Annotated in this window: 21 protein-coding genes; 9 read left to right on the forward strand and 12 right to left on the reverse strand. The window is 48.5% G+C overall.

Annotated elements, in window-relative coordinates; translation table 11 throughout:
- Positions 1–18: 18 nt before the first annotated feature.
- On the reverse strand, positions 19–687 hold the full coding sequence (locus IDZ20_RS14945) for a nitroreductase (protein WP_188152251.1): 669 nt from the start codon (positions 685–687) through the stop codon (positions 19–21).
- Positions 688–765: 78 nt separating this feature from the next.
- A complete protein-coding gene (locus tag IDZ20_RS14950) occupies positions 766–1713 on the reverse strand; it encodes a hydrogen peroxide-inducible genes activator (protein ID WP_188152252.1) in 948 nt (315 codons plus the stop codon).
- Between the two features lie 226 nt (positions 1714–1939).
- On the opposite strand from IDZ20_RS14950, the gene IDZ20_RS14955 reads away from it, so the two are divergent.
- On the forward strand, positions 1940–2626 hold the full coding sequence (locus tag IDZ20_RS14955) for a 2-phosphosulfolactate phosphatase (protein WP_188152253.1): 687 nt from the start codon (positions 1940–1942) through the stop codon (positions 2624–2626).
- 49 nt (positions 2627–2675) lie between these two features.
- Positions 2676–3884 (forward strand): Na+/H+ antiporter NhaA, encoded by a 1209-nt coding sequence (gene nhaA / locus IDZ20_RS14960; protein ID WP_188152254.1) that lies wholly within the window; start codon positions 2676–2678, stop codon positions 3882–3884.
- 134 nt (positions 3885–4018) lie between these two features.
- On the opposite strand, the gene IDZ20_RS14965 is transcribed toward nhaA, so the two are convergent.
- From IDZ20_RS14965 to gmk, 4 genes are all read right to left on the reverse strand, one after another.
- Entirely contained in the window at positions 4019–4402 is a 384-nt protein-coding gene (locus IDZ20_RS14965) for a RidA family protein (protein WP_188152255.1), read from the reverse strand.
- Between the two features lie 41 nt (positions 4403–4443).
- A complete protein-coding gene (locus IDZ20_RS14970) occupies positions 4444–6552 on the reverse strand; it encodes a RelA/SpoT family protein (protein ID WP_188152256.1) in 2109 nt (702 codons plus the stop codon).
- An 18-nt stretch (positions 6553–6570) separates the two neighbouring features.
- Positions 6571–6837: a DNA-directed RNA polymerase subunit omega gene (gene rpoZ, locus IDZ20_RS14975; protein WP_188152257.1), complete on the reverse strand. Its 267-nt coding sequence runs from the start codon at positions 6835–6837 to the stop codon at positions 6571–6573.
- A gap of 73 nt (positions 6838–6910) precedes the next feature.
- A complete protein-coding gene (gene gmk, locus IDZ20_RS14980; RefSeq protein ID WP_188152258.1) occupies positions 6911–7528 on the reverse strand; it encodes a guanylate kinase in 618 nt (205 codons plus the stop codon).
- Positions 7529–7808: 280 nt separating this feature from the next.
- Here gmk and IDZ20_RS14985 point away from each other — a divergent pair, with 280 nt between their 5' ends.
- Together IDZ20_RS14985 and IDZ20_RS14990 are read left to right on the forward strand one after the other, a co-directional pair.
- Entirely contained in the window at positions 7809–10121 is a 2313-nt protein-coding gene (locus tag IDZ20_RS14985; protein WP_188152259.1) for a CHASE domain-containing protein, read from the forward strand.
- 138 nt (positions 10122–10259) lie between these two features.
- Positions 10260–11015, forward strand: coding sequence for a platelet-activating factor acetylhydrolase IB subunit (locus tag IDZ20_RS14990; protein WP_223144983.1), 756 nt, complete (start codon positions 10260–10262; stop codon positions 11013–11015).
- 33 nt (positions 11016–11048) lie between these two features.
- On the opposite strand, the gene IDZ20_RS14995 is transcribed toward IDZ20_RS14990, so the two are convergent.
- On the reverse strand, positions 11049–11915 hold the full coding sequence (locus IDZ20_RS14995) for a YicC/YloC family endoribonuclease (RefSeq protein ID WP_188152260.1): 867 nt from the start codon (positions 11913–11915) through the stop codon (positions 11049–11051).
- A gap of 216 nt (positions 11916–12131) precedes the next feature.
- On the opposite strand from IDZ20_RS14995, the gene rph reads away from it, so the two are divergent.
- Both rph and IDZ20_RS15005 read left to right on the forward strand, forming a co-directional pair.
- Complete coding sequence (gene rph / locus IDZ20_RS15000) at positions 12132–12851, forward strand: ribonuclease PH (RefSeq protein ID WP_188152261.1); 720 nt, start codon at positions 12132–12134, stop codon at positions 12849–12851.
- Positions 12852–13342: 491 nt separating this feature from the next.
- Positions 13343–13699, forward strand: coding sequence for a hypothetical protein (locus IDZ20_RS15005; RefSeq protein WP_188152262.1), 357 nt, complete (start codon positions 13343–13345; stop codon positions 13697–13699).
- Positions 13700–13751: 52 nt separating this feature from the next.
- Here IDZ20_RS15005 and mutM read toward each other — a convergent pair whose 3' ends face one another.
- The 5 genes from mutM to radC form a co-directional block, all read right to left on the reverse strand.
- Positions 13752–14567 carry a bifunctional DNA-formamidopyrimidine glycosylase/DNA-(apurinic or apyrimidinic site) lyase gene (gene mutM / locus IDZ20_RS15010; RefSeq protein ID WP_188152263.1) on the reverse strand — a complete coding sequence of 272 codons (816 nt, stop codon included), beginning with the start codon at positions 14565–14567 and terminating at the stop codon, positions 13752–13754.
- A gap of 178 nt (positions 14568–14745) precedes the next feature.
- Entirely contained in the window at positions 14746–14901 is a 156-nt protein-coding gene (rpmG, locus tag IDZ20_RS15015; RefSeq protein ID WP_188152264.1) for a 50S ribosomal protein L33, read from the reverse strand.
- A 27-nt stretch (positions 14902–14928) separates the two neighbouring features.
- Entirely contained in the window at positions 14929–15165 is a 237-nt protein-coding gene (gene rpmB, locus IDZ20_RS15020; RefSeq protein WP_188152265.1) for a 50S ribosomal protein L28, read from the reverse strand.
- Positions 15166–15542: 377 nt separating this feature from the next.
- Positions 15543–16694: a glycoside hydrolase family 5 protein gene (locus tag IDZ20_RS15025; RefSeq protein ID WP_188152266.1), complete on the reverse strand. Its 1152-nt coding sequence runs from the start codon at positions 16692–16694 to the stop codon at positions 15543–15545.
- 183 nt (positions 16695–16877) lie between these two features.
- A complete protein-coding gene (gene radC / locus IDZ20_RS15030; protein ID WP_188152267.1) occupies positions 16878–17552 on the reverse strand; it encodes a RadC family protein in 675 nt (224 codons plus the stop codon).
- Positions 17553–17916: 364 nt separating this feature from the next.
- Here radC and coaBC point away from each other — a divergent pair, with 364 nt between their 5' ends.
- From coaBC to argB, 3 genes are all read left to right on the forward strand, one after another.
- Positions 17917–19155 carry a bifunctional phosphopantothenoylcysteine decarboxylase/phosphopantothenate--cysteine ligase CoaBC gene (coaBC, locus tag IDZ20_RS15035; RefSeq protein ID WP_188152268.1) on the forward strand — a complete coding sequence of 413 codons (1239 nt, stop codon included), beginning with the start codon at positions 17917–17919 and terminating at the stop codon, positions 19153–19155.
- Positions 19156–19290: 135 nt separating this feature from the next.
- Positions 19291–21828 (forward strand): phosphomannomutase/phosphoglucomutase, encoded by a 2538-nt coding sequence (locus IDZ20_RS15040; RefSeq protein ID WP_223144984.1) that lies wholly within the window; start codon positions 19291–19293, stop codon positions 21826–21828.
- 7 nt (positions 21829–21835) lie between these two features.
- Entirely contained in the window at positions 21836–22768 is a 933-nt protein-coding gene (gene argB, locus IDZ20_RS15045) for an acetylglutamate kinase (RefSeq protein WP_188152269.1), read from the forward strand.
- Positions 22769–22908: the final 140 nt, after the last annotated feature.

Consider the following 22908-nt stretch of genomic DNA (forward strand, 5'->3'; position numbering starts at 1 on the left):
AAAGCGCTGTCACAAAGCTCAATCGTTAAAAAAACGGGTATAGGTCGCTGCGGGTTCTCGCGGGGTTCGATAGCTGTTTATTTTAGCGGTTGAGTCTTCATACCCCAACGCCATGCCGCAAATTAGAATGGAATCTTCTGGGTAGCCGAGTTCCCGCTTAACAATTTGTGGGTACTGACCCAATGCCGCTTGCGGGCAGGTTGCCAAGCCTTCCTCTACGGCTGCGAGCATAAACGACTGTAAAAACATACCGTAATCGATGAAAGATCCGGTTTGCATTTTAGGGTGCAGAAAAAAATACAAAGCGACAGGTGCACCGAAGGCGGAATAATTGGCTTGCCACTGGGCGAATTGACGGGCTTTGTCTTCGCGTTTTATTTGCAAGGTGGTGTAAAGCTGTAAGCCACAGGCGCGACGTCGACTTAGAAACGGCTCTACCCAATCTGTTGGGTAGTAGAGATAATCCATTTTTTCTTCATCGCCGCGATTGTGTGCGGCAATCAATTGTTCGTCTAAACGCTGTTTGGCTTTACCGCTTACCACCGCGACCTGCCAAGGTTGTGCGTTGGTGCCTGAGGGCGCTTTGCCGGCTAAGCTAATCAACTTCTCTACAGTGACTGGGTCTACCGTTTGTTCGGTAAATGCCCTGACGGATTTCCGTGCTGCTAGAGCTGATCGAACCTGCATGAAAATTGTTTCCTAAGTTTGTTGGCCAGCGCTAATGATCTTACCTGTGGCTGATTCCAATGTTGCTAAAGGTTAAACCTATTTAGCATTGTCAATTAAGTGCTGACTTAAGTCTGCGCCGATATTACAGTTTGTAATTGATGCGCGGAGTATATCAATGGCCTGCAAGCGAGGGAAACTTGCGCGCCACGCTAACGCGACAGTGCGGTAAGGTATCGGGTCGACAAATGGACGAGTGATTAGCTCGCCGGCTGGATAGTTGCCGATTATTACGGCCGACTGCGGCAAGATGGTCACGCCTAAACCTGATGCGACCATGTACTTTAAGGTTTCTAGGGAACTGCCTTCAGCAGCGGTACGTATGTTACCGCGTGGGTCGTCGATTGAAGGTTTTAGGTTAGGGCAGGCTTCCAAGACCTGATCGCGAAAGCAGTGCCCCTCTCCCAATAACAAAATATTGCACTGATCCAACATGCTTGGCTCGATAGCCTGTTCGTTGGCTAGAGGATGGTTTTTACCCATCAAGACTACAAACGGCTCTTTATAGAGTGGTTGAGTTACAACATCGGCCTCGGTAAACGGTAGTGCCACAACGATCGCATCTAGATCACCCTGACGAATGCGGCGACGTAAGGTGGCTGTGTAGCTCTCTTCGAGGTATAGCGGCATGTCGGGCGCTAAAGCCTGAAGTTGCGGGATTAGGTGGGGGAACAAATAGGGGCCAATGGTAAAAATTGCCCCTATATGGAACGGGCTGGTAAGTTGGTTTTTACCGGAGCTGGCAATATCTTTAATTGTTGCAGCTTCCTCTAACACTTTTTGCGCCTGCTGAATAATTCTCTCCCCCATCGGTGTGGGCGAGACGCGGGTTTTGGAGCGTTCAAAAATAGCCGTGTTTAGTTCTTCTTCGAGTTTTTTTACGGCGATACTCAGGGTTGGTTGTGACACGTGACAGCGGTCTGCGGCGCGGCCAAAATGTTGCTCTTGGGCAAGGGTGACGATGTATCGCAGTTCTGTTAGAGTCATTGTAAAACCTATCGATTTGTATTATTTGATAAGCCTACACTAATGCATTGGGGAGGTAAATAAATTTGATCTATTTTTGTGCAGCCGTGACCGTCAACAAAAGCGTGTTGTTATACGATTCGCTTTTCCACTGTTTTGTGGCTTTAAATTTATGATTCATCCCCAATCTAACCCAAGGGCGTCGGTAGGCTTGCGGTATATTGACGCTTCAAAACAGGAGTAACGTTTGGAAATTGTAAAAGTCGACTTTGTTAAAGGTGCTAAAGCTGCAACAGGTGTAGTTGTGGTGATTGATGTATTCCGAGCCTTCACAACCGCATGTGTATGTTTTGCGAAGGGCGCTCAGCGTGTTGTTGCCGTAGGTAATAGTGATAAAGCTTTAGGCTTGCGTCGGGGCGATAACACATTGTTGCTGGGGGAGCGGTTTGGTAAGCGTATCGAAGGGTTTGATTTTGGTAATTCGCCGACCGATGTGGCGGCGGTGGATTTGACCGGCAAAACGATTGTTCATACCACTCACGCAGGCACCCAGGGTTTAGTTAATGCCACTCAAGCTAGTGCCATTTTTACCGGCGCTTTGGTCAATGCTAAAGCTACGGTGTTGGCCATCAAGGCCCTGCAGCCACAGCGTGTTACTCTTGTGCGTATGGGGTTGAATGCAGAGCAAGCGAGCGATGAAGATAGCGCTTGTGCGGACTATCTAGAGGCCCTTTTGTTGGCGCAGCCTGTTGATGAGCCGAAAATTCTTGATGAGCTGCGGGCATCGCCTTATTCGCAGCGATTTTTTGATCCAAACCAGCCGTGGAGCCCAGCAAGTGATTTTGACTGGTGCTTGCGTTTCAACTGTTTTGATTTTGCGTTGCGAGCCACTCCGCTAAATGACTATAGTTGCGAGCTGATGGTTGTGAACTAATGGTTGCGAACTAAATCGCGCAGATTAATTATCTAACTTGGAAAAGCTTATGACTCTTGCTGAACGATTGCAGCGTTTCTTCTCTCACGATGCTGCTGGTGGCATCATGTTACTGCTCGCGGCCGTTTTGGCTTTGCTGTTAGCCAATAGCCCGCTAAATGGAATTTATAATCTTCTGTTAGATACGCCGATTGCCGTCGCAATTGGCGACTTCGCAATTCGAAAGCCCGTACTTTTATGGGTGAACGATGGTTTGATGGCCATCTTTTTTCTGTTGGTGGGCTTGGAGTTAAAACGCGAGTTTCTAGAAGGCGAGCTGTCCAATGTCAAAAATATAGTATTGCCCGCGGTGGCAGCATTGGGCGGTATGCTAATACCCGCTTTAATTTATGCTGCTATCAATGCAAATGATCCGGTAACCATTCAAGGGTGGGCGATTCCGGCCGCAACCGACATCGCCTTCGCTTTAGGTATCTTGAGCTTACTTGGGCCAAGGGTGCCGCTCGCAGTTAAAATATTTTTAACGTCGGTAGCTATATTTGATGATATAGGTGCGATCATTATTATCGCGTTGTTCTATACTCACGATATCTCCTTTATCGCGCTAGGCGTTGCTGCCGTGTGTATTTTCGTGTTGTTCTCATTTAATTATTTAGGTGTAACAAGTTTGCGAGCTTATGCGGTAATCGGCTTAATTATGTGGGTAGCGTTATTGAAATCGAGTGTCCACGCCACACTTGCGGGCGCGCTTTTGGCAATGTTTATTCCGATTACGATACCCAAGACAAATAAAAAGAGCACTCATGAGTTTAAGCGACCGTCATCGCCGTTAAAATTTTTAGAGCACTCTTTACATGCGCCGGTCGCATTTTTGGTGCTGCCGATCTTTGCTTTCGCAAACGCTGGTGTGAATCTACTGGGCTTGAGCGTGGCGGGAATGTTACATGGCGTTCCGCTCGGTATAGCGACAGGCTTGTTCGTTGGTAAACAGATAGGGGTATTCCTATTCTCCTGGGTGGCAATTAAGTTGGGGATTGCGAAGTTACCGAAAGCAATGACGCTCTCAATGCTTTACGGCGTAAGCTTGTTGTGCGGTGTCGGCTTTACCATGAGCCTATTTATTGGTTCGTTGGCATTTAGTGAATCGCATATGACATACATATTTGATGAGCGCCTCGGTATTTTGGCAGGTTCATTTGTATCGGCGATCGGGGGCTATTGGGTGCTATCAATGGCTTGTAAGAAAACCGATGCGTAAGTGGGGTTAAAACTCAGTCATAAATAACAGCAAAACAATACTGAAAAAAAGCCCGTCGATTCCAACTTAAGTCGACGGGCTTTTCTATTTTCTAATATGTAAAGGCAGTCTACTGGCGCCTGCACAGACCTGATTTAAACAACCATTATACCGTCGGCTTCTACTAATGCGCCTTTCGGTAATTCATTTACGCCAATCGCGGCACGGGCTGGGTAGGGCTCTTTAAAATATTTCGCCATCACTTCGTTAACAACGGGGAAATAACTCAAATCGGTTAAGAAAATATTCAATTTAACAATGTTTTGTAAGTTGCCATTCGCCGCGGCACAGACTGCACTAAGATTTTTAAAAACTTGTTCGGCCTGCGCAGCAAAATCGCCTTCAATCATTTCCATAGTTTCTGGAACCAACGGAATCTGGCCCGAAAGGTAAACTGTATTGCTCACCTTTACGGCTTGGGAGTATGTGCCTATTGCTTTTGGCGCGTTGTCAGAATGAATAATAGCTCGGTTGGGCATAACTAAGTCTCGTGATTAAATTGTTGGGAATATAATAAATATTATTGTTTTGCGCGCGTTACGCTGGTAACAGAGCGCATGGTGCGTACCGAGCGCATTACATTGGCAAGGTGTACGCGGCTGGTGACGGCAATAGTTAGCGTAATAACACTGTGCTCGGCATCGCGCTCTTCTACTTGAATACCTTCGATACTAGTGCCGGTCTGTGCGATGCGAGTCGCTAGCGATGCGATAATACCTCGCTCCGCTTGCACCTCAACTCTAATCTGACTGAGGAACTCACCCTGCACATTCGCGGCCCAGCTGATATCGGAAAGATTCTCTTTTTTATTGCGTAAATCATTGAGGTTACGACAAGCGTCGCGGTGCACAACAATGCCCTTGTCTGTGCTTAGGTGGCCGATAATCGGATCACCCGGAATCGGTCGACAGCAGCGAGCGAATTGAATGAGTAAGCTATCAGCGGAATCGATAGCGATTGGCGAGCCTGTTAAACTGCGAATTTCACCATCGGGGCTGAGCATCTGTGCAATCGTGAGTGCGGTCAGTTGACCGAGGCCAATTTTCTCATAGAGTTCTTCCAGAGATTGAATAAGCGTTTGGTCTTGCAGCTGCTGGATTTGCGGCTGCGTCAACTCGCTGAGCTTCATATTGTACTGAGTGAACGCACGCGACAACATACGTTTGCCAAGTTCAACCGACTCCATGTGGCGCTGATTTTTTAAGTAGTGACGAATTGCAGCGCGGGCCTTAGCGGTAACCACAAAGTTCAACCAGTTGGGGTTGGGTTGGGACTTTTCTGAGGTGATTATTTTAACTTTCTGACCGCTTTCCAATACTTGCGACAAGGGCGCGGGGCGATCATTTATACGGCAGGCAACACAAGTGTTACCCACTTGGGTGTGTACACCGTAGGCGAAATCGACAGGGGTAGAGCCGGCAGGCAATTCGATAATTGCGCCTTTCGGTGTGAATACGTAAACCTCGTCGCGAAACAGGTCGACCTTAACGCTTTCGACAAACTCCACCGAGCTGTTGGTGTGCTGTTGGATCTCGAGCAAACGTTTGATCCAGCGGTTAGCTCTATCGTAGCTGCCGTGGGAACTCTCGTCGTCGTTTGCAGATTTATATAGCCAATGTGCAGCAACACCGCTGCTGGCTAATTCGTCCATTTCTTTAGTGCGAATCTGCACTTCAATGGGAACGCCTTGAGCGCCGATCACAACCGTGTGCAATGATTGGTAGCCGTTCTCTTTTGGAATGGCGATGTAATCTTTGAACTCGCCAGGCTTGGGCTTGTATAAATTGTGCACCGAGCCAAGTGTGCGGTAACAGGTATCTATGTCTTCCACAATAATGCGGAACGCATACACATCCATAATTTCTTTAAAGCTTTTGTGCTTGTTGCGCATCTTGTTGTAGATGCTGAACAGGTGCTTTTCACGGCCAATAACCAAGCCCTGAATATCGTCGCGTTGCAGGCGAGTTTCGATGGTGGACTGAATTTTTTCTACTACCGCTTTGCGATTACCGCGAATGTTTTGCAGCGAGGCATGTAGCCGAGTTGCGCGAAGCGGGTGCATGGCCGCGAAACCGCGATCTTCAAATTCTATACGCCAGTCATTCATTCCCAGGCGGTGGGCGATGGGGGCATAGATCTCGAGGGTTTCTTTTGCAATGCGACGTTTTTTTTCTGGCGGCAGAGCACCGAGGGTGCGCATGTTATGTAATCGATCGGACATCTTGACCACGATAACACGGAGGTCTTGCGCCATGGCCAGCGCCATTTTCTGGAAGTTTTTAGCCTGCTTTTCTGCTTGGGATTCGAATTCAATTTTGGCGAGCTTACTCACCCCATCAACAATATCAGCTACCGGTTGCCCAAACTGTTCAACGATAGCTTGTTTGCCGATACCGGTATCTTCGATGACATCATGCAACATGGCGGCCATCAAGCTTTGATGGTCCATGTGAATGGAGGCGAGAATATTGGCTACTGCGAGGGGGTGGGTGATATAGGGTTCACCGCTGCGCCGAAATTGGCCTGTGTGAGCTTGCTCGGCGTAGTAGTAGGCGCGCTTAACGCGGTTAACCTGAGGTGGCTCAAGATAAGAGGAGAGCCTGTGACTTAATGAATCAATAGTTAACAAGACACCCCTCTCATAATGTTATTCAGCTGCTTGGTCAGCGTTCTCATCGTGGGCTACAGCCACTGGGCGAACGATTGGCTCGTCCACTTCTTCCAGAATACTGGCGTCGATAAAGCCTTCTTCAATTTCGCGTAGTGCGATTACCGTCGGTTTGTCGTTTTCTTCCGCTACCATTGGCTCTTTACCACCAACAGCGAGCTGACGAGCGCGTTTGCTGCCAACCATAACGAGTTCAAAACGGTTATCTACGTGATCTAAACAATCTTCAACAGTAATTCTTGCCATGTTCGTTTCCGTTACCTGTAAGGTTACTTGATTTTGATCTGAAAAGGGCGGGAAGTGTACGCAAATTGCTCAATTACGACAATAGATTTTGCAGTAAATGCTCATGTTTCTGTTGCTGCTTTGCTAAGTGCAGTCTTTGAGCAACTACAATTGCTTGAAATTCCGCCAGCGCTTGTGTGAAATCGTCGTTAATGACGAGAAAATCCGCCTCGGGGAAGTGGGACATTTCGCTCACTGCCTCGGCCATACGCGCGTCGATAATGGTTTGATCGTCTTGACCGCGCCCAGTAAGGCGTTCCAATAAGCAGCTTCGAGAAGGCGGTAAAATAAATACCCCGACCGCATTAGGCATTAGTCTGCGCACCTGTTGCGCGCCCTGCCAATCGATTTCTAGAATAACGTCATTCCCTGCTGCTAACGCCTCTTCAACCCATGCCTGTGAGGTGCCGTAATAGTTGGCGAATACTTGTGCGTGCTCCAAAAATTCACCGCCCCTAGCCATGCTTTGAAACGTTTCTTGGTTTACGAAATGGTAGTTAACACCATCAACTTCACCGGGGCGCATTGAGCGTGTGGTGTGAGACACCGAGACACATATGCTGGATGTTGACGCAACCAGTGCGTTAACTAAGCTGGTTTTACCAGCGCCGGAAGGGGCGGAAACAGTGTAAAGGGTACCTTGATAGCTCATGATCTTGTTATATGTTGGTTTCGCTGAGGGGTTTGACGTTGTTCGACTCAGTATAGACACCTAACGGAGATGACGCAGTACGAGTGACGTTGGTAGCCATTATAGGGGCTTTGCGGGCGCGAGTCGCCTAGACAAACAGGAATGAAAGGTTTTCGATTGCAGTTTAGCGCTCAAGCGCGATCGAATTAGGGCTTTGAATATGTTGTGTCTGGAGCGCAGCAAGTGAAAACCTGTGCAATACTAAGCTAGACCTTTTACGGCTATAGCAGGATCTATTTTGTTGCCGCCCAATTTTCTTAAGACTGTGTTTATCGCTGGCGTTGGGTACTGGCTGTGTGGTTTGGCGGCTGGATTTCTTGTTATTCCTCCGGGCTTCGCCAGCCCGATTTGGCCTGCTGCTGGCTTCGCGTACCTTATGGTATTGGCGCGCGGCAAGTGGGTGGCGTTGGGTGTGCTTTGTGCATCTTTCCTGATTAATCTGTCCTTCGCTGGCGCATCATTACTAGAGCCATCCCCGGTATTTGTCCCTTCTTTTTGCATAGCGTTTGGTGCAGCCATGCAAACGCTGGCGGCGCGCTGGTTAACCTTGCGCTTCACCCACTTTCCCGATGTTATTCGGCACGGCAACGATGCGTTGTTAATCGGACTGCTCGCCGGCCCTTTGGCTTGCATTCTCTCATCGTCGATCGGTGTTGCCAGTTTAATCGCCGCTGGTGTTATGCCTGCGAATGCTGCGGGGCTAAATTGGCTTAACTGGTGGATTGGTGATTCGGTTGGGGTGCTCATTTTTGCGCCGATAATTCTTGCCCCTCACTTGGGTATTCACTGGGGCGAAAAGCGTAAATTAACGCTCTTTTTTGCGGTGTATTTAGGCTTGGTGTTAATCGTGATGCTGCTGTTCGTGGCGGCACGTGACTCTCAACAATTAAAGTTACAGCAGTTGTTTAGAGAAAAAGTGGAAGGCGTACATTCTGCACTGTTGAAACAGCTAGAAAATATGGAGCACGCTAGCCAGACCCTAGTGTCGGTTTTTACAACATTCGGCAAACCTACGCGAGAGCAGTTCGCTGAGTATGCGATGGGGGTGTATGCGCATACGTCCGGTAGTCAGGCGCTTTCTTGGATTCCCATAGTATCTGCAAGTCAGCGAGAAAATTATGAGCAGCAGCTATATCGAGTAGCGAATGACTCCATCGGATTTAGTGAGCGAGACGTTGAGGGGCGGTTGATCTCTGCCGCTAAACGTGAGGTCTACTACCCTGTTTTCTATATTGAACCCTATGCCACCAATACCGCTGCACTTGGCTACGACTTAGGATCGGACGGCAAGCGCCTAGCCGCCATCACTAAGGTGATCGAAAGCCAAAATTCTTTAGTGACTGAGCCGATAATTTTGGTACAAGAGCAGGGTAGCTCGAGTTCGATCTTATTGTTGTCACCGGTAGTTAAGTCTGTAGCTGAGGGCGGTGCTAGGGAGCGTGGAGCTAGAAAAATAGTAACTAGCCTAGTCTCTACTGTGTATAGAGCGAAAGACGTTCTTGATGCGGCACTTCCGGCTGATATTAGTCGCTATGCCGCAATTACCTTTCGCGATTCCGCTGCGCGTGAGGGTGAGTATTTCTACGTAAGTGGTATTGAGGGGCGCGGTGCTAGTATATCTAAAGAAATTGAATTTTTAGGCCGAAAATGGATTGTCAGCTATACGCAGGCGGATGAATTTATACATGAAAACCAAACGCTTGCCGTATGGGTCGTATTGGTGTGCGGCTTTGTACTGGTCACCATTTTCGGTTTGTTTTTTCTCTTGCTCCTAAGTCGGGCAGCATTTGTTGAAAAGGAGGTTGAGTCCAAAACATTGGCTCTAAACGCTGCCGTAATAAAGGCGGAGCAAGCCAGCAAGATTAAATCGGATTTTCTGGCGAGTATGTCGCACGAATTGCGCACGCCGCTTAACTCGATTATTGGATTTAGCGTACGCCTTTTGCGTACGGCAGATGCAGAAAAGGATAAGCGCTTACGCAGTTCCTTAGAAATTATTGAGCGAAATGGCAAGCACCTACTTACCCTGATAAACGAGATTCTTGACCTATCTAAAGTTGAAGCTGGCCGTATGGAACTCATTTTTGAAGATGTGTATTTCGTGCCGTTACTTGATGACTTACGCGAGCTGGCAAGCCCGCTAGTTGAAGCAAAATCTTTAACGTTAAATATTGGTGTAATTCCCATTGAAAGTATTCGGGCGGATAGAACACGGTTGCTACAAATATTGATTAACCTTGTGTCGAATGGCATTAAATTTACCGACGAAGGCGCTATTACGATTGATGGGGTGCTGGCGGAAAGGCAGGGGAAAGCCGGTTTGGAATTGCGAGTGTCAGATACTGGTAGAGGTATGGACGAGCAGGGCTTGTTAAAAATATTTCGCCGTTACGAGCAGCTTGTTAATTCCGCCAATGTCGGCGAGCTTGGTACGGGGCTTGGGCTTGCCTTAGCACAAGAACTGGTAATGTTACACGGCGGTGAGATTACGGCGAAAAGTACAGTCGGCGCTGGCTCCACATTTACACTATGGCTACCTATAAATAAACATTAATTTAGGGCGACGATAAGATTTAGTTCGGTCGCCTAATGTTGGTTGGAGTTGGGCTTAGGGAGGTGTGCCAGTTTTAAATATTGGTGTAATCGCGACTGTGAACGAAATATACGTGAATCATAAGAGAATAAAATAACTATGTTGAGTACTGTGCAATTGAAACTAACCATATTGTTGGTTGTAGTCTGGCTGAGTGGTTGCGCCAGTAGCGCTAAGCCATTTAATACGCCGCTTCCTACCTTATTTGTCGATAAGCCTGCAATGCAAACCGATAGTTGGGCGGTATCCTGGTGGGAGCCACGGCACAACGAAAAGTTAGCCCTAGCAGCTAGCGCCAATGTCGATATTGTAATGCTTGGCGATTCCATTACCCATTTTTGGGAGACCGATGGCGCCGATGTTTGGCAGGAGTACTACGCCGATAAAAACGCATTTAACTTGGGCTTTAGCGGCGATCGTACCGAGCATGTGTTGTGGCGACTAGAGCATGGTGCTGTAGCAGAAATTTCGCCTAAACTCGTCGTATTGATGATAGGCACTAACAATACTGGCCATAGAATGGACCCTGCGGCCTATACAGCAATTGGTGTTTCTGCCATCGTCACCGAGTTACGTGAACGCTTGCCTGAATCGAAAATACTTTTACTGGGAATTTTTCCAAGAGCTTACTCTCCGTACAACGAAATGCGCTTAAGAAATGTTGAAATAAACAAGAAGATTTCCGATTTGGACGATGCGAAAAATATCTTCTATTTAGATATAGGGAATATTTTCCTAGCTGCAGATGGCACGATTAGGGCGGATCTTATGCCGGATTACTTGCATCCCAACGCCGAGGGCTACGCCTTGTGGGCCGCAGCGATGCAGCCGGCAATCGAAAGGTTGTTAAAGTAAGTTGGTTTTGGACCGGCTGCTGAGTGATGGCGATTACTCGATATTCTGAACCTGCTCCCGCATCTGCTCTATAAATACTTTTAAATCTACAGCAATCTGGGTCGTTTCTGCAGACATGGATTTCGACGAAAGTGTATTGGCTTCGCGATTCAATTCCTGCATCAAAAAATCTAATCTGCGGCCAATAGGGCCTTTTTGCTTGAGTGCTAACTTAACTTCTTGGAGGTGTGCATCGAGGCGATCCAACTCTTCGGCGACATCCGATTTTTGACAAACGTATACCACTTCTTGATTAAATCTTTCTTCGTCCACTTCTATCTTTAGTGTTTCCACGCGAGCGCGCAGCTTGTCGCGGTATTGCGATATTAATTCGGGCATAAGTTGACGCACGGTTACAACGTGGCCAGCAATGCTATCCAGTCGTTGTTGAATAAAATGCTGCAACTCGTCGCCTTCGCGTTGGCGATTTTCTATAAGTACTTTCAGCGTCTCGCCAAAAAGCTTTAATGCGGCTTCGCCAAGCAGTTCTGGGTCTACGTCAGCGGCTTGTAACACCCCAGGCCAGCGCAAAATATCTAAAGCGTTCAGTGGCGCGGGGTTGTTCAGTTGGGTTTGAAGCTGTTGCGCAAGTTCTGCAATTTGGCTCGCAAATTTCTGGTTTAGTTCAAGATCGGAATTTTCGCTGTTATCAATTTTAAACTGAATACCCGCTTCAATCTTACCGCGACTCAGCTGCTTACGAAGTTGGTCGCGCAAGTGTGGTTCGAGTCGGCGTAGGGTATCGGGTAGACGTAAAGTGGGTTCTAGGTAGCGGTGATTTACACTGCGAATTTCACAGGAGAGCGAGCCCCAAGGGTGTTGAGCTTCCAAGCGGGCGAAGCCGGTCATGCTGCGTGGCATAAATTTTCCTCGTTGCAACGGTGTACGCGGGGATGCTGTTTTCTCAAGTGAATCTCGTCAATTTTCTAGGAATTGACGGAGAAAATTAAATCCTTAACGTGCGCGTTATTTATTATTTTGTGCCGCGCATGTTAACACAGAGATATTAATACGCGCTCGCAGGTAGCATAATACCGCCCCTAATAATTTACCTCATTGTAACTCTAGGAATTTAGTATGAATCGACCGAGTGGCCGCGCCCTTGACCAATTGCGAGATATTAGTATTGTCCGCCAATTTACTCGTCACGCCGAAGGCTCGGTGTTAGTGAGTTTTGGTGAAACCAAGGTTATTTGTAATGCCAGTGTGCAAGAGGGAGTGCCAAGGTTTATGAAGGGCTCTGGTCGCGGTTGGATTACGGCTGAGTATGGCATGTTGCCGCGTTCGACCGGTTCGCGCATGGATCGTGAAGCGGCGCGGGGCAAGCAGGGTGGCCGCACGGTAGAGATTCAGCGATTGATTGGTCGCTCGCTACGGGCAGCTGTCGATATGGAGCTCCTAGGTGAAAATACCATCGTTTTGGATTGTGATGTTATTCAAGCGGATGGCGGCACTCGTACCGCGTCGATTACTGGTGCCTGTGTGGCTTTGGTTGATGCGTTGCGTCATTTACAGCGGAATAAAATGATTAAGACTGATCCGCTGCTACATATGGTCGCGTCGGTATCGGTTGGTATTTACCAGGGGCAGGCGGTATTGGATTTGGATTATCCAGAGGATTCGGCAGCGGATACAGATATGAACATCGTTATGACCGAAGCTGGCGGCATGATAGAGATTCAAGGCACTGCAGAGAAGGCTCCTTTTACAGAGGCGCAGTTTGCCGAGATGTTTGGTTTAGCGAAAAAGGGTATTGCGGAGCTTAATCAGTTACAGCGCGACGCACTGGCTCAATAATTGTTGAGTCACTCGCAGATTTACAAATGGGTACAGACTGGTGTTAGAGCGTACTACCTTTAATGGTGTAAAATGGCGCTTGTTGTCGCCTATTGCAGCATGGTGGGTGTGAAGTTTTGGGGTTTATATACGCGATATTTTAGGTGAGGGGCATCTAAAATAAGGCGCAGGGCGTGTTTGCCACAACTGTGAGTGGTATGTCTTTTGCTCTCGTATCGGGGATGGATGCTGAGCGATTGCTGGATCGGCTATGGATTAGACTGCGAATGTCTATAGCGGTCTACTGGGCTGAAAGCGAAATTGATTATAAAAATACAACGTTTATTAGTGCAGGACGCTAGGAAAGAGAGTGAAATATGGGGATCTTAACTAATATAGACAGGGCTGCTATCTCGGCTGAGCTGCTGAAGCGAGCTGTCGCTAGAGGTGGAGTGCGTAGGTTATTGCTTGCGTGCGTAATTTTGGTGCAATCGGTTTTCGCTGGCGCCGTTATGGCCGCCAGTGAAAGCTTGGTATTGAAGGTGCCTGCTCATTCTCGGGATGGTAGCTATGTGTTACGTATTGACGGCGGTGAAGCGGCATTTCAGGCGGAGCGCCAAGGTCGCAGAATAGAGGTATATCGCAACAAAGACGGCGGTAGCTACCAGCGTATTATGGCGGGGCCTAAATGTACGGCGTTGTCAGAGTTAGTCCGTGAAAATGGTGTTTACGGCTACAAAGCGCGCTGGGTCAGCACCAAAGGTGAGGTTGTCTCGGCCTATACCAGTGAGGTGTTTGTTGAGGTTGCATCGCAAGTGCCACGCCTAATGCCACGTCGCGACGAGCGCTTGGCTGCAGGAGGTATTTAAGCCTCGATTTTTAAGTTTCCGCCTAGTTTTTTGGTTGGACTTTTACTTGAGGTTATTTTTGACACTGGGTGCAGTACACGGTTGTGCGCTGTCCCAGTCGTTTCTCGGTTAGTGGTTTGTTGCAGCGAACGCAGGGTTGCCCGCCGCGACCGTAAACATTAAGTTGCTGTACAAAATATCCCGGTTGGCCGTCGCTGCCAACGAAATCTTTTAGGGTGGTTCCGCCCTGTTCTATCGCTCGTGCTAACACCTGTTTTATTTCCCCTACAAATACCTCGTACTTTGCTTTAGAAAGCTTTCCTGCGGCTTTTAGCGGGTGTATGTGGCTGTTAAAAAGCGCTTCATTCGCGTAAATATTACCTACGCCGACAACGACCTTGCTGTCCATAATGAAGGTTTTAATTGCTGCGCTGCGTTTGCGAGATCTTTTGTAGAGGTAGTCTGCATTGAAGTGCGCTTCGAGCGGTTCGGGGCCTAGGTTCGCCAAAAGCTTGTGTTGGTAGGGCGCTCGACTGTGTAATAAGGAACCAAAGCGGCGAGGGTCGTAGAAGCGAAGCGCCAATCGATTATTAAATATCAGTTCGACATGGTCGTGCGCTTTTATCGCTTCCTTGGGGTCGGTAATGCGCATACTTCCAGACATGCCGAGGTGCCAAATTAGCCAGTCGCCGCTAGCCAGTCCCATCAAAATATATTTGCCACGACGGCTAATGGAGGTGATTTTTTGGCCGCTGGCGAGGCTTGCCAAATCCTCGGGTATCGGCCAGCGCAAACTGGCGTTGTGCACCACCACTGAGCGAATAGTCTTGCCCAAAATGTGAGGTTCTATGCCGCGTTTGGTGGTTTCAACTTCTGGTAGTTCTGGCATTCGGCTCTGCTCTAGGTAGTTTCGTGTTGGCGGATCCTGCGCTAGTACATAGCAGTGGCATGGGCTTGGACTGATCGTTGCTGTTGTCCATATGTAGTGTGCGGGTAATAGCTGCCCAGATACGCAAAAACCCGGCGAAGGCCGGGTTCTTTTGAAGCGATATTAAGTAGGCCTAGACTTACTTAATTTTGCCTTCTTTGTACATTACGTGCTTGCGAACAACGGGATCAAATTTTTTGATCTCCATTTTTCCTGGCATAGTACGCTTGTTTTTATCAGTAGTATAAAAGTGACCTGTACCGGCACTTGAATTCAAACGAATTTTGTCACGCATGAGTATTCTCCTCTATTCGGCCGCGAATTAAACTTTTTCGCCGCGAGAGCGGATATCGGTCAAAACAGACTCGATACCAGTTTTGTCAATGATACGCATGCCTTTAGCGGAAACACGTAGTTTCACAAAACGCTTCTCTGATTCTACCCAGAAACGGTGGCTATGCAGGTTAGGCAAAAAACGACGCTTGGTGTGGTTTTTTGCGTGAGATACGTTGTTTCCGGTTACCGGGCGCTTTCCGGTTACCTGACAAACCTTGGACATGGTCGTGCCTCTTTACATTCAGTATGAAGCTACAGCCTCAAGGCAGGTAGCTATGTTAATTCGAGTAAAATTCGATTCTTCGACTCTTGGTATCGACCAAATTTTGCGCTTCGGGCGCAGGGTGGGTCGAAAGGGACGCGATTTATACCAGACTGATTAAATAATATCAACTCAGAGGCGTATTTTAGTAGGATTAATCTTCAAACTAGGGGGTTGGTTGGGGTAGCGGTGGTGTTCTTTGCGGGGTAACAGGTTGCCGCAGTATTTCGGCCAATATTATTGGGTCGCGATCAATGCCCCACCTTAAGTTGATTTTAGGTGGGGCTGTTCTGTAGTCGATCTGCTGGCAATTTGGATCTAATGCAGAGCGACTTAGCCTATTTGTTTAGCTTCTGCATGGCATCGCGAAAAAACTCGCCCTGCTGGGTCGGTGTGTAGTTCCAGTCAGAGATCATTTGCGGTGGCCAGTCAGGGTCGAAACACCAGACGGTCCATGAGGCGCCTTTCCTATTGAGGTAGTTCAATATTGCGGGGCCGTAACTGCCGTCATCTTTTACGGGCTCGTGAGCGCCGGGCAGGTCGGCGTTCATCCAGCCGATCTCGGTAGTGATCATAGGGTAGGTGTCGGCAACAAAGCCCCAGTCACGCTCCCAGTCGATGTGCTTTTTGTCGGCCTCTGCCCAAGTCTTGGTTGGGTAGGGGTGAGCGGCGTAGGCGATGCCGGGCTTACGAAAGGGCTTTTCCCGTACTTCGTTAAGATTGTACGCCCAGTTGAAGCCTGCAACGAGTGGAACTACCTTGGTGTCGTGGGCGTAGATAATGGTGATAATCTCTTCGTTGATCTCGCGCCACTGGTCCCAACTCATTTCGCCAAGCTGGCCGTTGTACAGAGTTGGCTCATTAAATAGTTCGTAGACGGCGACTGTCGAAATCCCTTTGTACCGGAAGGCCACCTTGCGCCAAAACTCCATGGTTTCAGCCTTGGTCGTGTTGTACATGGGGTGTTGGTAGAGCTCTGAGTGAAGGTTGCCGATCGAGTGCCAGTCGATTATGAGGTAAATCTCTAGCTCGTTAGCCCACTGCACGGCTTGATCCAAAAGTCTGAAATAGCCCGTCGGCCCGCGACTCTGCCATGCGGCTGGGTGAACGGGAACGCGAATGACGTTAGCCCCAAAAGACTTTACCGCCTCAAAATGCTTTTTGCTCCATTTGCCGTTCTTGGTAAGTTTGTCGGGGTCGGAGATGTTAACACCACGCAAAATGACAGTATTGCCCGACTCGTCGACAAGTTTGTTACCTTTCACTGAGATGAAGTCCATCTTGTTTGAGAGGCTGGCTGGTGCGAAGCGCTCAGGGTAAGGTTGATTCCACCACTCGCCTTTCGCGGGTTTTACAGCATCGCTGGCGAAGCTCGACGAGGGCGCCCATAACATTAGGGCAAGGGCTGCAACCGCTATTTTTTTGATTGGTAAAGCCGTTGCACGGAACCGGTGCAGGATAAGAATTAAGCGTTGTAAGAGCTGAAGCATAATAAAGTCTCTCGTTGTCGTTGTTTGTAGAGCCATTTTGTTGCGGGCCGGAATGGGTTCTGCCTTCGTTGTTGTTTTGGCTAGGGGCAAGTATAGGCGTTTTCTGTGATATGGGTTACGCGCTTCTCGCGGGTCCCAACCGCAGTGCGAGAAAAACGTAACTGAAATGCAGCGAGAGGTGCGCTATATCCAGCCGCGATCAGCAAAGGAAACCACCTCACCGTCGCCGACGACCATGTGATCAAGAGTGCGGATGTCTACTAGCTGCAGCGCGTCTTTCAGGCGCTGGGTGATGCTGCGATCGGCATCGCTTGGTTCGGCAACGCCTGACGGATGGTTATGAGCAAAAATAACCGCTGCGGCATTGTGGCTGAGGGCTTTTTTAACCACCTCTCGAGGGTAGACTGCGGCGCCATCGATAGTCCCGTGAAATAGCTCTTCGTAACTAATGAGGCGGTGCTGAGAGTCGAGCATAAGCACGGCAAACACCTCGGCGTGGCGATCTCGCAGTTGAGCGCTGAGGTAGTTTTTTACGGCTTGGCTGCTGTTGAAGCTATGTTCGCGGTTTAGGGTTTCTGCGAGATGGCGTCGCGACATTTCTAGAACGGCTTGCAGCTGGCTAAATTTTGCATCACCGAGGCCGTGAGCGCGACAAAACTCCGTGCGCGAAGCGCCGAGAAGTGAGCGTAAACCCTGAAATTGGCTGAGAAGCTCGCGTGCGAGTTGTACCGCAGACTTACCGGCGCAGCCTGTGCGCAGAAAAATGGCGAGCAGCTCTGCATCGGATAGGGCGCCAGCGCCTTTATTGAGTAGTTTTTCTCGCGGACGCTCGTCCGCAGGCCAGTCCTTGATTGCCATAGTGCACACTCCTTGTGTCGTTTATCCTGGCGTTCGCTCGAACTTCTAGTCGTTACTTTAGCGAGCCATATGCTATCCATGCTAAGCAGTTAACGCCGGAACCAGCTGTTCGGCATTCATTCATACTTTAGAAAGTGGTATCTTATCGGCCTTATGACGAAATGCCAATTTTTCGATCAGTCTAGGTTTCTTCCGCTCATATCGCGACCTATTCGCGGTTGTTAAGGCCTATGCAGAATCTCGGCAGGTTACACCAACGATATTACAAGTTACATCAACGATATTAGTAGCACCTATTTATATCGTCGCTCCCCCCGCTTAGCATGATTTAATCGCCTGATATGAGGCCTGCAGAGATCACTAGATGAATTCCAGTACTTCTAATCTACAGAGCTTGGTCAGCAAGCGTGTGCTTTTAGGTGTGACCGGTGGTATAGCGGCCTACAAAGCCGCGGAGCTGGTACGGCGTTTAATAGATGTGGGAGCGGAAGTTCGCGTGGTGATGACGGCTGCGGCGCAAGAGTTTATTACCCCGCTTACCATGCAGGCGGTATCGGCAAAGCCTGTGCACACCTCGCTACTCGATACTGATGCCGAAGCTGGAATGGGGCATATAGAGTTGGCACGTTGGGCCGATGTGATTTTAGTGGCTCCTGCGACCGCAAATTTTTTGTCGCAGCTGGCTATGGGTCAGGCTCATGACCTTTTGACCACCCTATGTTTGGCTAGTATTGCACCGCTTGCCGTAGCGCCAGCAATGAATCAAGCGATGTGGGGTAATGTGGCTACCCAACAGAATGTCGCTAAGCTGCGCGAGCGTGGGGTCCATATTTTTGGGCCAGATGCCGGTCAACAAGCGTGCGGTGATATCGGTATGGGGCGAATGCTGGACGTGCTCGACTTGCGTCTAGCGCTTGCAGGATTGTTTGAGGTTGGTGTGCTCGCCGGCAAAAAGGTTTTGATTACGGCTGGGCCGACGCGCGAGGCGATCGATCCTGTGCGTTACTTGACCAATCAGAGCTCTGGGAAAATGGGTTACGCGATAGCGCAGGCCGCGGTTGATGCTGGTGCGACAGTAGTGTTGGTGAGCGGCCCAGTTGCGCTTGTGGCGCCGCAAGCCGCGCGAACTTTGGCGGTAATAAGTGCAGAAGATATGCGTACTGCGGTAATGGCCGAATTGACGGGTACCGATTTGTTTATCGCCGCCGCCGCGGTGGCAGATTATCGGCCGATCTCAGTTTCTGAGTCTAAACTGAAGAAAGACGCGACAAAAACTCTCAGTTTAGCGTTGATAGAAAATCCCGATATAGTGGCTGAAGTCGCTGCGCAGCCGGTAAGGCCCTACACCGTAGGCTTCGCCGCAGAGACAGAAAATCTATTGGGGTATGCACAAAGTAAGCTTGAGCGAAAAGGGCTGGATGCGATAGTTGCGAATGATGTTTCAAGCGAGCTGGGTGGCTTTAATAGCGACCAAAATGCAGCTGTATTGCTCTATAGCGATGGCGCATCACAGTCGTTTGAAATGCAATCTAAGTCCAAGTTAGCGCGTGCTCTCATTATTGATTTGGCCAGTAAGATCAATTCTACTTGCCGAAATCAGTGAGGGTAAGTAATTAAAGCCGCTGGCACCGCTGGTTTTTAAACAGCGTCGAACGGTGAATGGACGTCTAAATGCCCCTATAGGTTACTAGCGTAATAGCTTCGCAGTATTACTTTGCAAAGCGGTTAGCTATGCACAATGAATAGTAAGGAATTTTCAGTGGTAGAAAAGTTTGAAAAATTTTCAGATCCGAATCGGGCAATAAGGAAGCCTCAGGAGGTTGAGAAAAAGTCTCCTTTCAAGGTAAGCCTCTCGCCAATCGTCGTCAGTAAACTACTGATGTTGGCGATTGCCACGGCTGTGATTGTGACGGTTGGCCATCTTATTTACCAGGCGTTAATTGTTGCTGAAAAAACCGATCAGTTACGGCTTCTCACTCAGCAGCGTGCAGAGCTCACGGCAAAAAGTATCAGCGTGTACTTGAGTGAAATTGAAACACTGCTATCTCGTTATAGCGATAGGCCTTCCGTGGTCAATGCTATGCGGCTCAATGATCAAGCGGCGTTAACAAAGCAAGCTGAGGTTATTAAAAAAGAGCTCGATGGCGTTATAGCGGTGCGCTTTATCCCCAAGGGCAAGGTTCAGCTCGACGAAACAATCTACCCGCCGATTCGGTTCTCTGAAGTCGACCTTATAAAAAAAGCGGAGCAGGGGCAGGCGACATTGCCGGAGGCGGCATTAATCAGTAAAACATGGTTGATTACCAGTGTGGTTCCAGTAAAAGCCGCTGACACTAATACTATATTCGGTACCTTAGTTTTGACCCTAGTGGGCGAAAGCTTGCAATCAGTAATGCTGCAAAACAATGCCGGTATGGGCGAAATAAAATTGATTCAGCGGCTTCCGAATGTTCCGCCGCGAACCTTCGTTGTTGCTGGAGGTGGCGCTATCGGTGATGTTGCGGTAGCGCCGACGAGTCACCCTCAGTGGGTGGTTGAGTTTACACCGTCGTTGCGGCTAAGTGATCAAACCCATATCAATGTACTGCTTATTATCATCCCATTTTTTATCTGCGCCACAGTATTGTTGGTGCTTTCCCTAGTTGGCGGTGGTTGGTTAGGCCGGCGTTACGTCAAGGTGCAGCGCAATAGTGTATCGGCAACCTTGCAAGCGATGGTCAATGGCCAGAGCGATAAGGATGGGGTGCGGCTTACCAATCCTATGTTCCAAAAAACCGACATGCTAGATCTTGAGATTGAAAAGAAAGATGAGGCATTGTTGGGTTTAGAGTCTGGTGATTCGGATAAAGTTAGGTCGGACGATAGGTCGGAGCATAAGTCAGCACCCGCAGCGGTTCACAATATTCCAGAAAGTATTTTTAGAGCTTACGATATCCGCGGCTTGGCTGGCACTGAGGTAAGTAACTCCCTTGCTCAGCAGGTGGGGCAAGCGCTGGGCAGTGAAGCTATGGATGTAGGTGAAGATACCTTGATCGTCGCGCGTGACGCACGGAATAGCAGCCCAGAATTAGCTGAATATCTAATTCGCGGCATTCTTAGTACTGGATGTAACGTTCTTAATATTGGCACTGTACCGACACCCCTGATGTATTTTGCAACGGAAACGTTAAGTCAAACCTCGAGTGGTGTGATGGTGACGGCTAGTCACAATCCTGGCGCTGATAATGGTTTTAAAATGGTCATGCAGGGCCGTTCCGCAAGCGAACAAGGCGTGAAAGCGGTGCGCGCGCGAATCCTCAGCAACAATATTTATCAGGGCTCCGGTGAGGAACATCGCTACGACATAATTCCCGATTATATCGACACCATATTCTCAGACGTAGCATTGGCTGGCGATATATCAATAGTTGTCGATGCTGGGAATGCTGTCCCCGGTATTGTTGCGCCAAGATTGTTCGAGGAGTTGGGCTGTCAGGTAACGCCACTTTTTTGTGAGCTGGATGGCAATTTCCCAAACCATTCGCCGGATCCAACAATCGAGGCTAACTTACAGGCACTAATCGCCAAGGTAAAAGAAGTTAAGGCAGACCTCGGTGTCGCGCTCGACGGTGATGGTGATCGACTAGTGGTGGTAACGCCTCAAGGGAAAATCATTTGGCCGGATCGCTTGTTGATGTTGTTTGCACGCGATATCGTTTCGCGGAATCCCGGTTCCGATGTGGTATTCGATGTGAAGTGTACAAGGCATCTAATTGACTGTATTACTGAGGTTGGCGGCCGTCCGATTATGTGGAAAACCGGACACGGGCCAATGAAAAACAAAATGATCGAGACCGGCGCTTTAGTGGGAGGCGAATATTCAGGCCATATTTTTATTAAAGACCGTTGGTATGGTTTTGATGACGGCCTCTACGCTGCCGCTCGATTAATTGAAATGCTTAGCTTGCATGGCGAGGATCTCGATGCATTGTTTGCCGAGTTCCCTGAGTCGCCATCTACACCAGAAATTCGAATTGACGTGCCCGAAGATAAAAAATTTGGTTTTATAGCGAAGCTGTTAGATGAGGGAGACTTTGGTGACGGTAAAATAACAACCCTAGATGGCTTGCGAGCAGACTTTAGTTTTGGCTGGGGTTTGGTGCGCGCATCAAACACCTCGGCTCATTTAACTATGCGCTTTGAAGCAGATACTGACGAAAATCTACATAAATTAAAAGCGCTATTCGTACGCGAGCTGCGCAAAATTGATAGCTCTATTCACGTTAATTGGACTTAATTTCTATATGCTCTCGAAAGATATTAGTACCGCACTAAGTGAGGCCACCAAAGTGGCCGAAGTACTTACTGAAGCCCTCCCCTATATTCAAAAATTTACCGGTAAAACCGTTGTGATTAAATACGGCGGGAATGCGATGACAGATAAAGCACTTGAAAAAAGTTTCGCTCGAGACATAGTGCTAATGAAACTCGTGGGTATGAACCCTATCGTAGTGCATGGTGGTGGCCCGCAAATTGGTGAACTGTTAAAGAAATTAAATATTGAGTCAACATTTGTTGAAGGAATGCGAGTAACCGATAGCGCGACTATGGATGTTGTTGAAATGGTGCTGGGTGCAAGCGTAAACAAACAAATTGTGAGTTTAATAAATAGTGCTGGCGGTCAAGCAATTGGGGTGACGGGGAAAGACGGGAATCTAATTCATGCAAGAAAAATGCATTTAAGTAGAACCCCGAGTGCGGAAATTGAAGCAGGAATAAAAGCATCTGAAATTATCGACATAGGTCATGTGGGCGAAGTGAAGTCGATTAATCGTGATGTAATTGACGTTTTGGTAAATGGAAATTTCATTCCCGTTATTGCTCCGATAGGAGTGGGTGACGATGGTTCGTCTTATAATATTAATGCAGACTTGGTGGCTGGAAAAATAGCGGAAGTATTGCAAGCTGAGAAATTAATGCTGTTGACTAACGTCTCCGGTTTGCAGGATAAACAGGGTAATGTGCTAACCGGCCTAACGACTAAGCGTGTCGATGAACTGATTGCTGATGGGACTATTTACGGTGGTATGCTGCCGAAAATTCGCTGTGCATTGGATGCTGTAAAGTGCGGTGTTTCAAGCGCTCATATTGTCGATGGGCGTGTAGCGCACGCTGTACTGTTGGAAATTTTTACAGATGCCGGCGTGGGAACACTAATTACGAACCAATCTGTTTAAAAGCCACAAGAAGTTGTTGATGCTTTGCGAGCTAAGGGCTAGGATAGAGAAACTTTGTCACATAAAGTACTCTAGCGGTATCTTTATGTGGCTTCCTTTTTTGGCTGCGCCCTTACTTTGGGCGCAATAGCGCTTCGCAA

Origin of the sequence: Teredinibacter waterburyi, from assembly GCF_001922985.1 — a bacterium.
Lineage (GTDB): Bacteria > Pseudomonadota > Gammaproteobacteria > Pseudomonadales > Cellvibrionaceae > Teredinibacter > Teredinibacter waterburyi.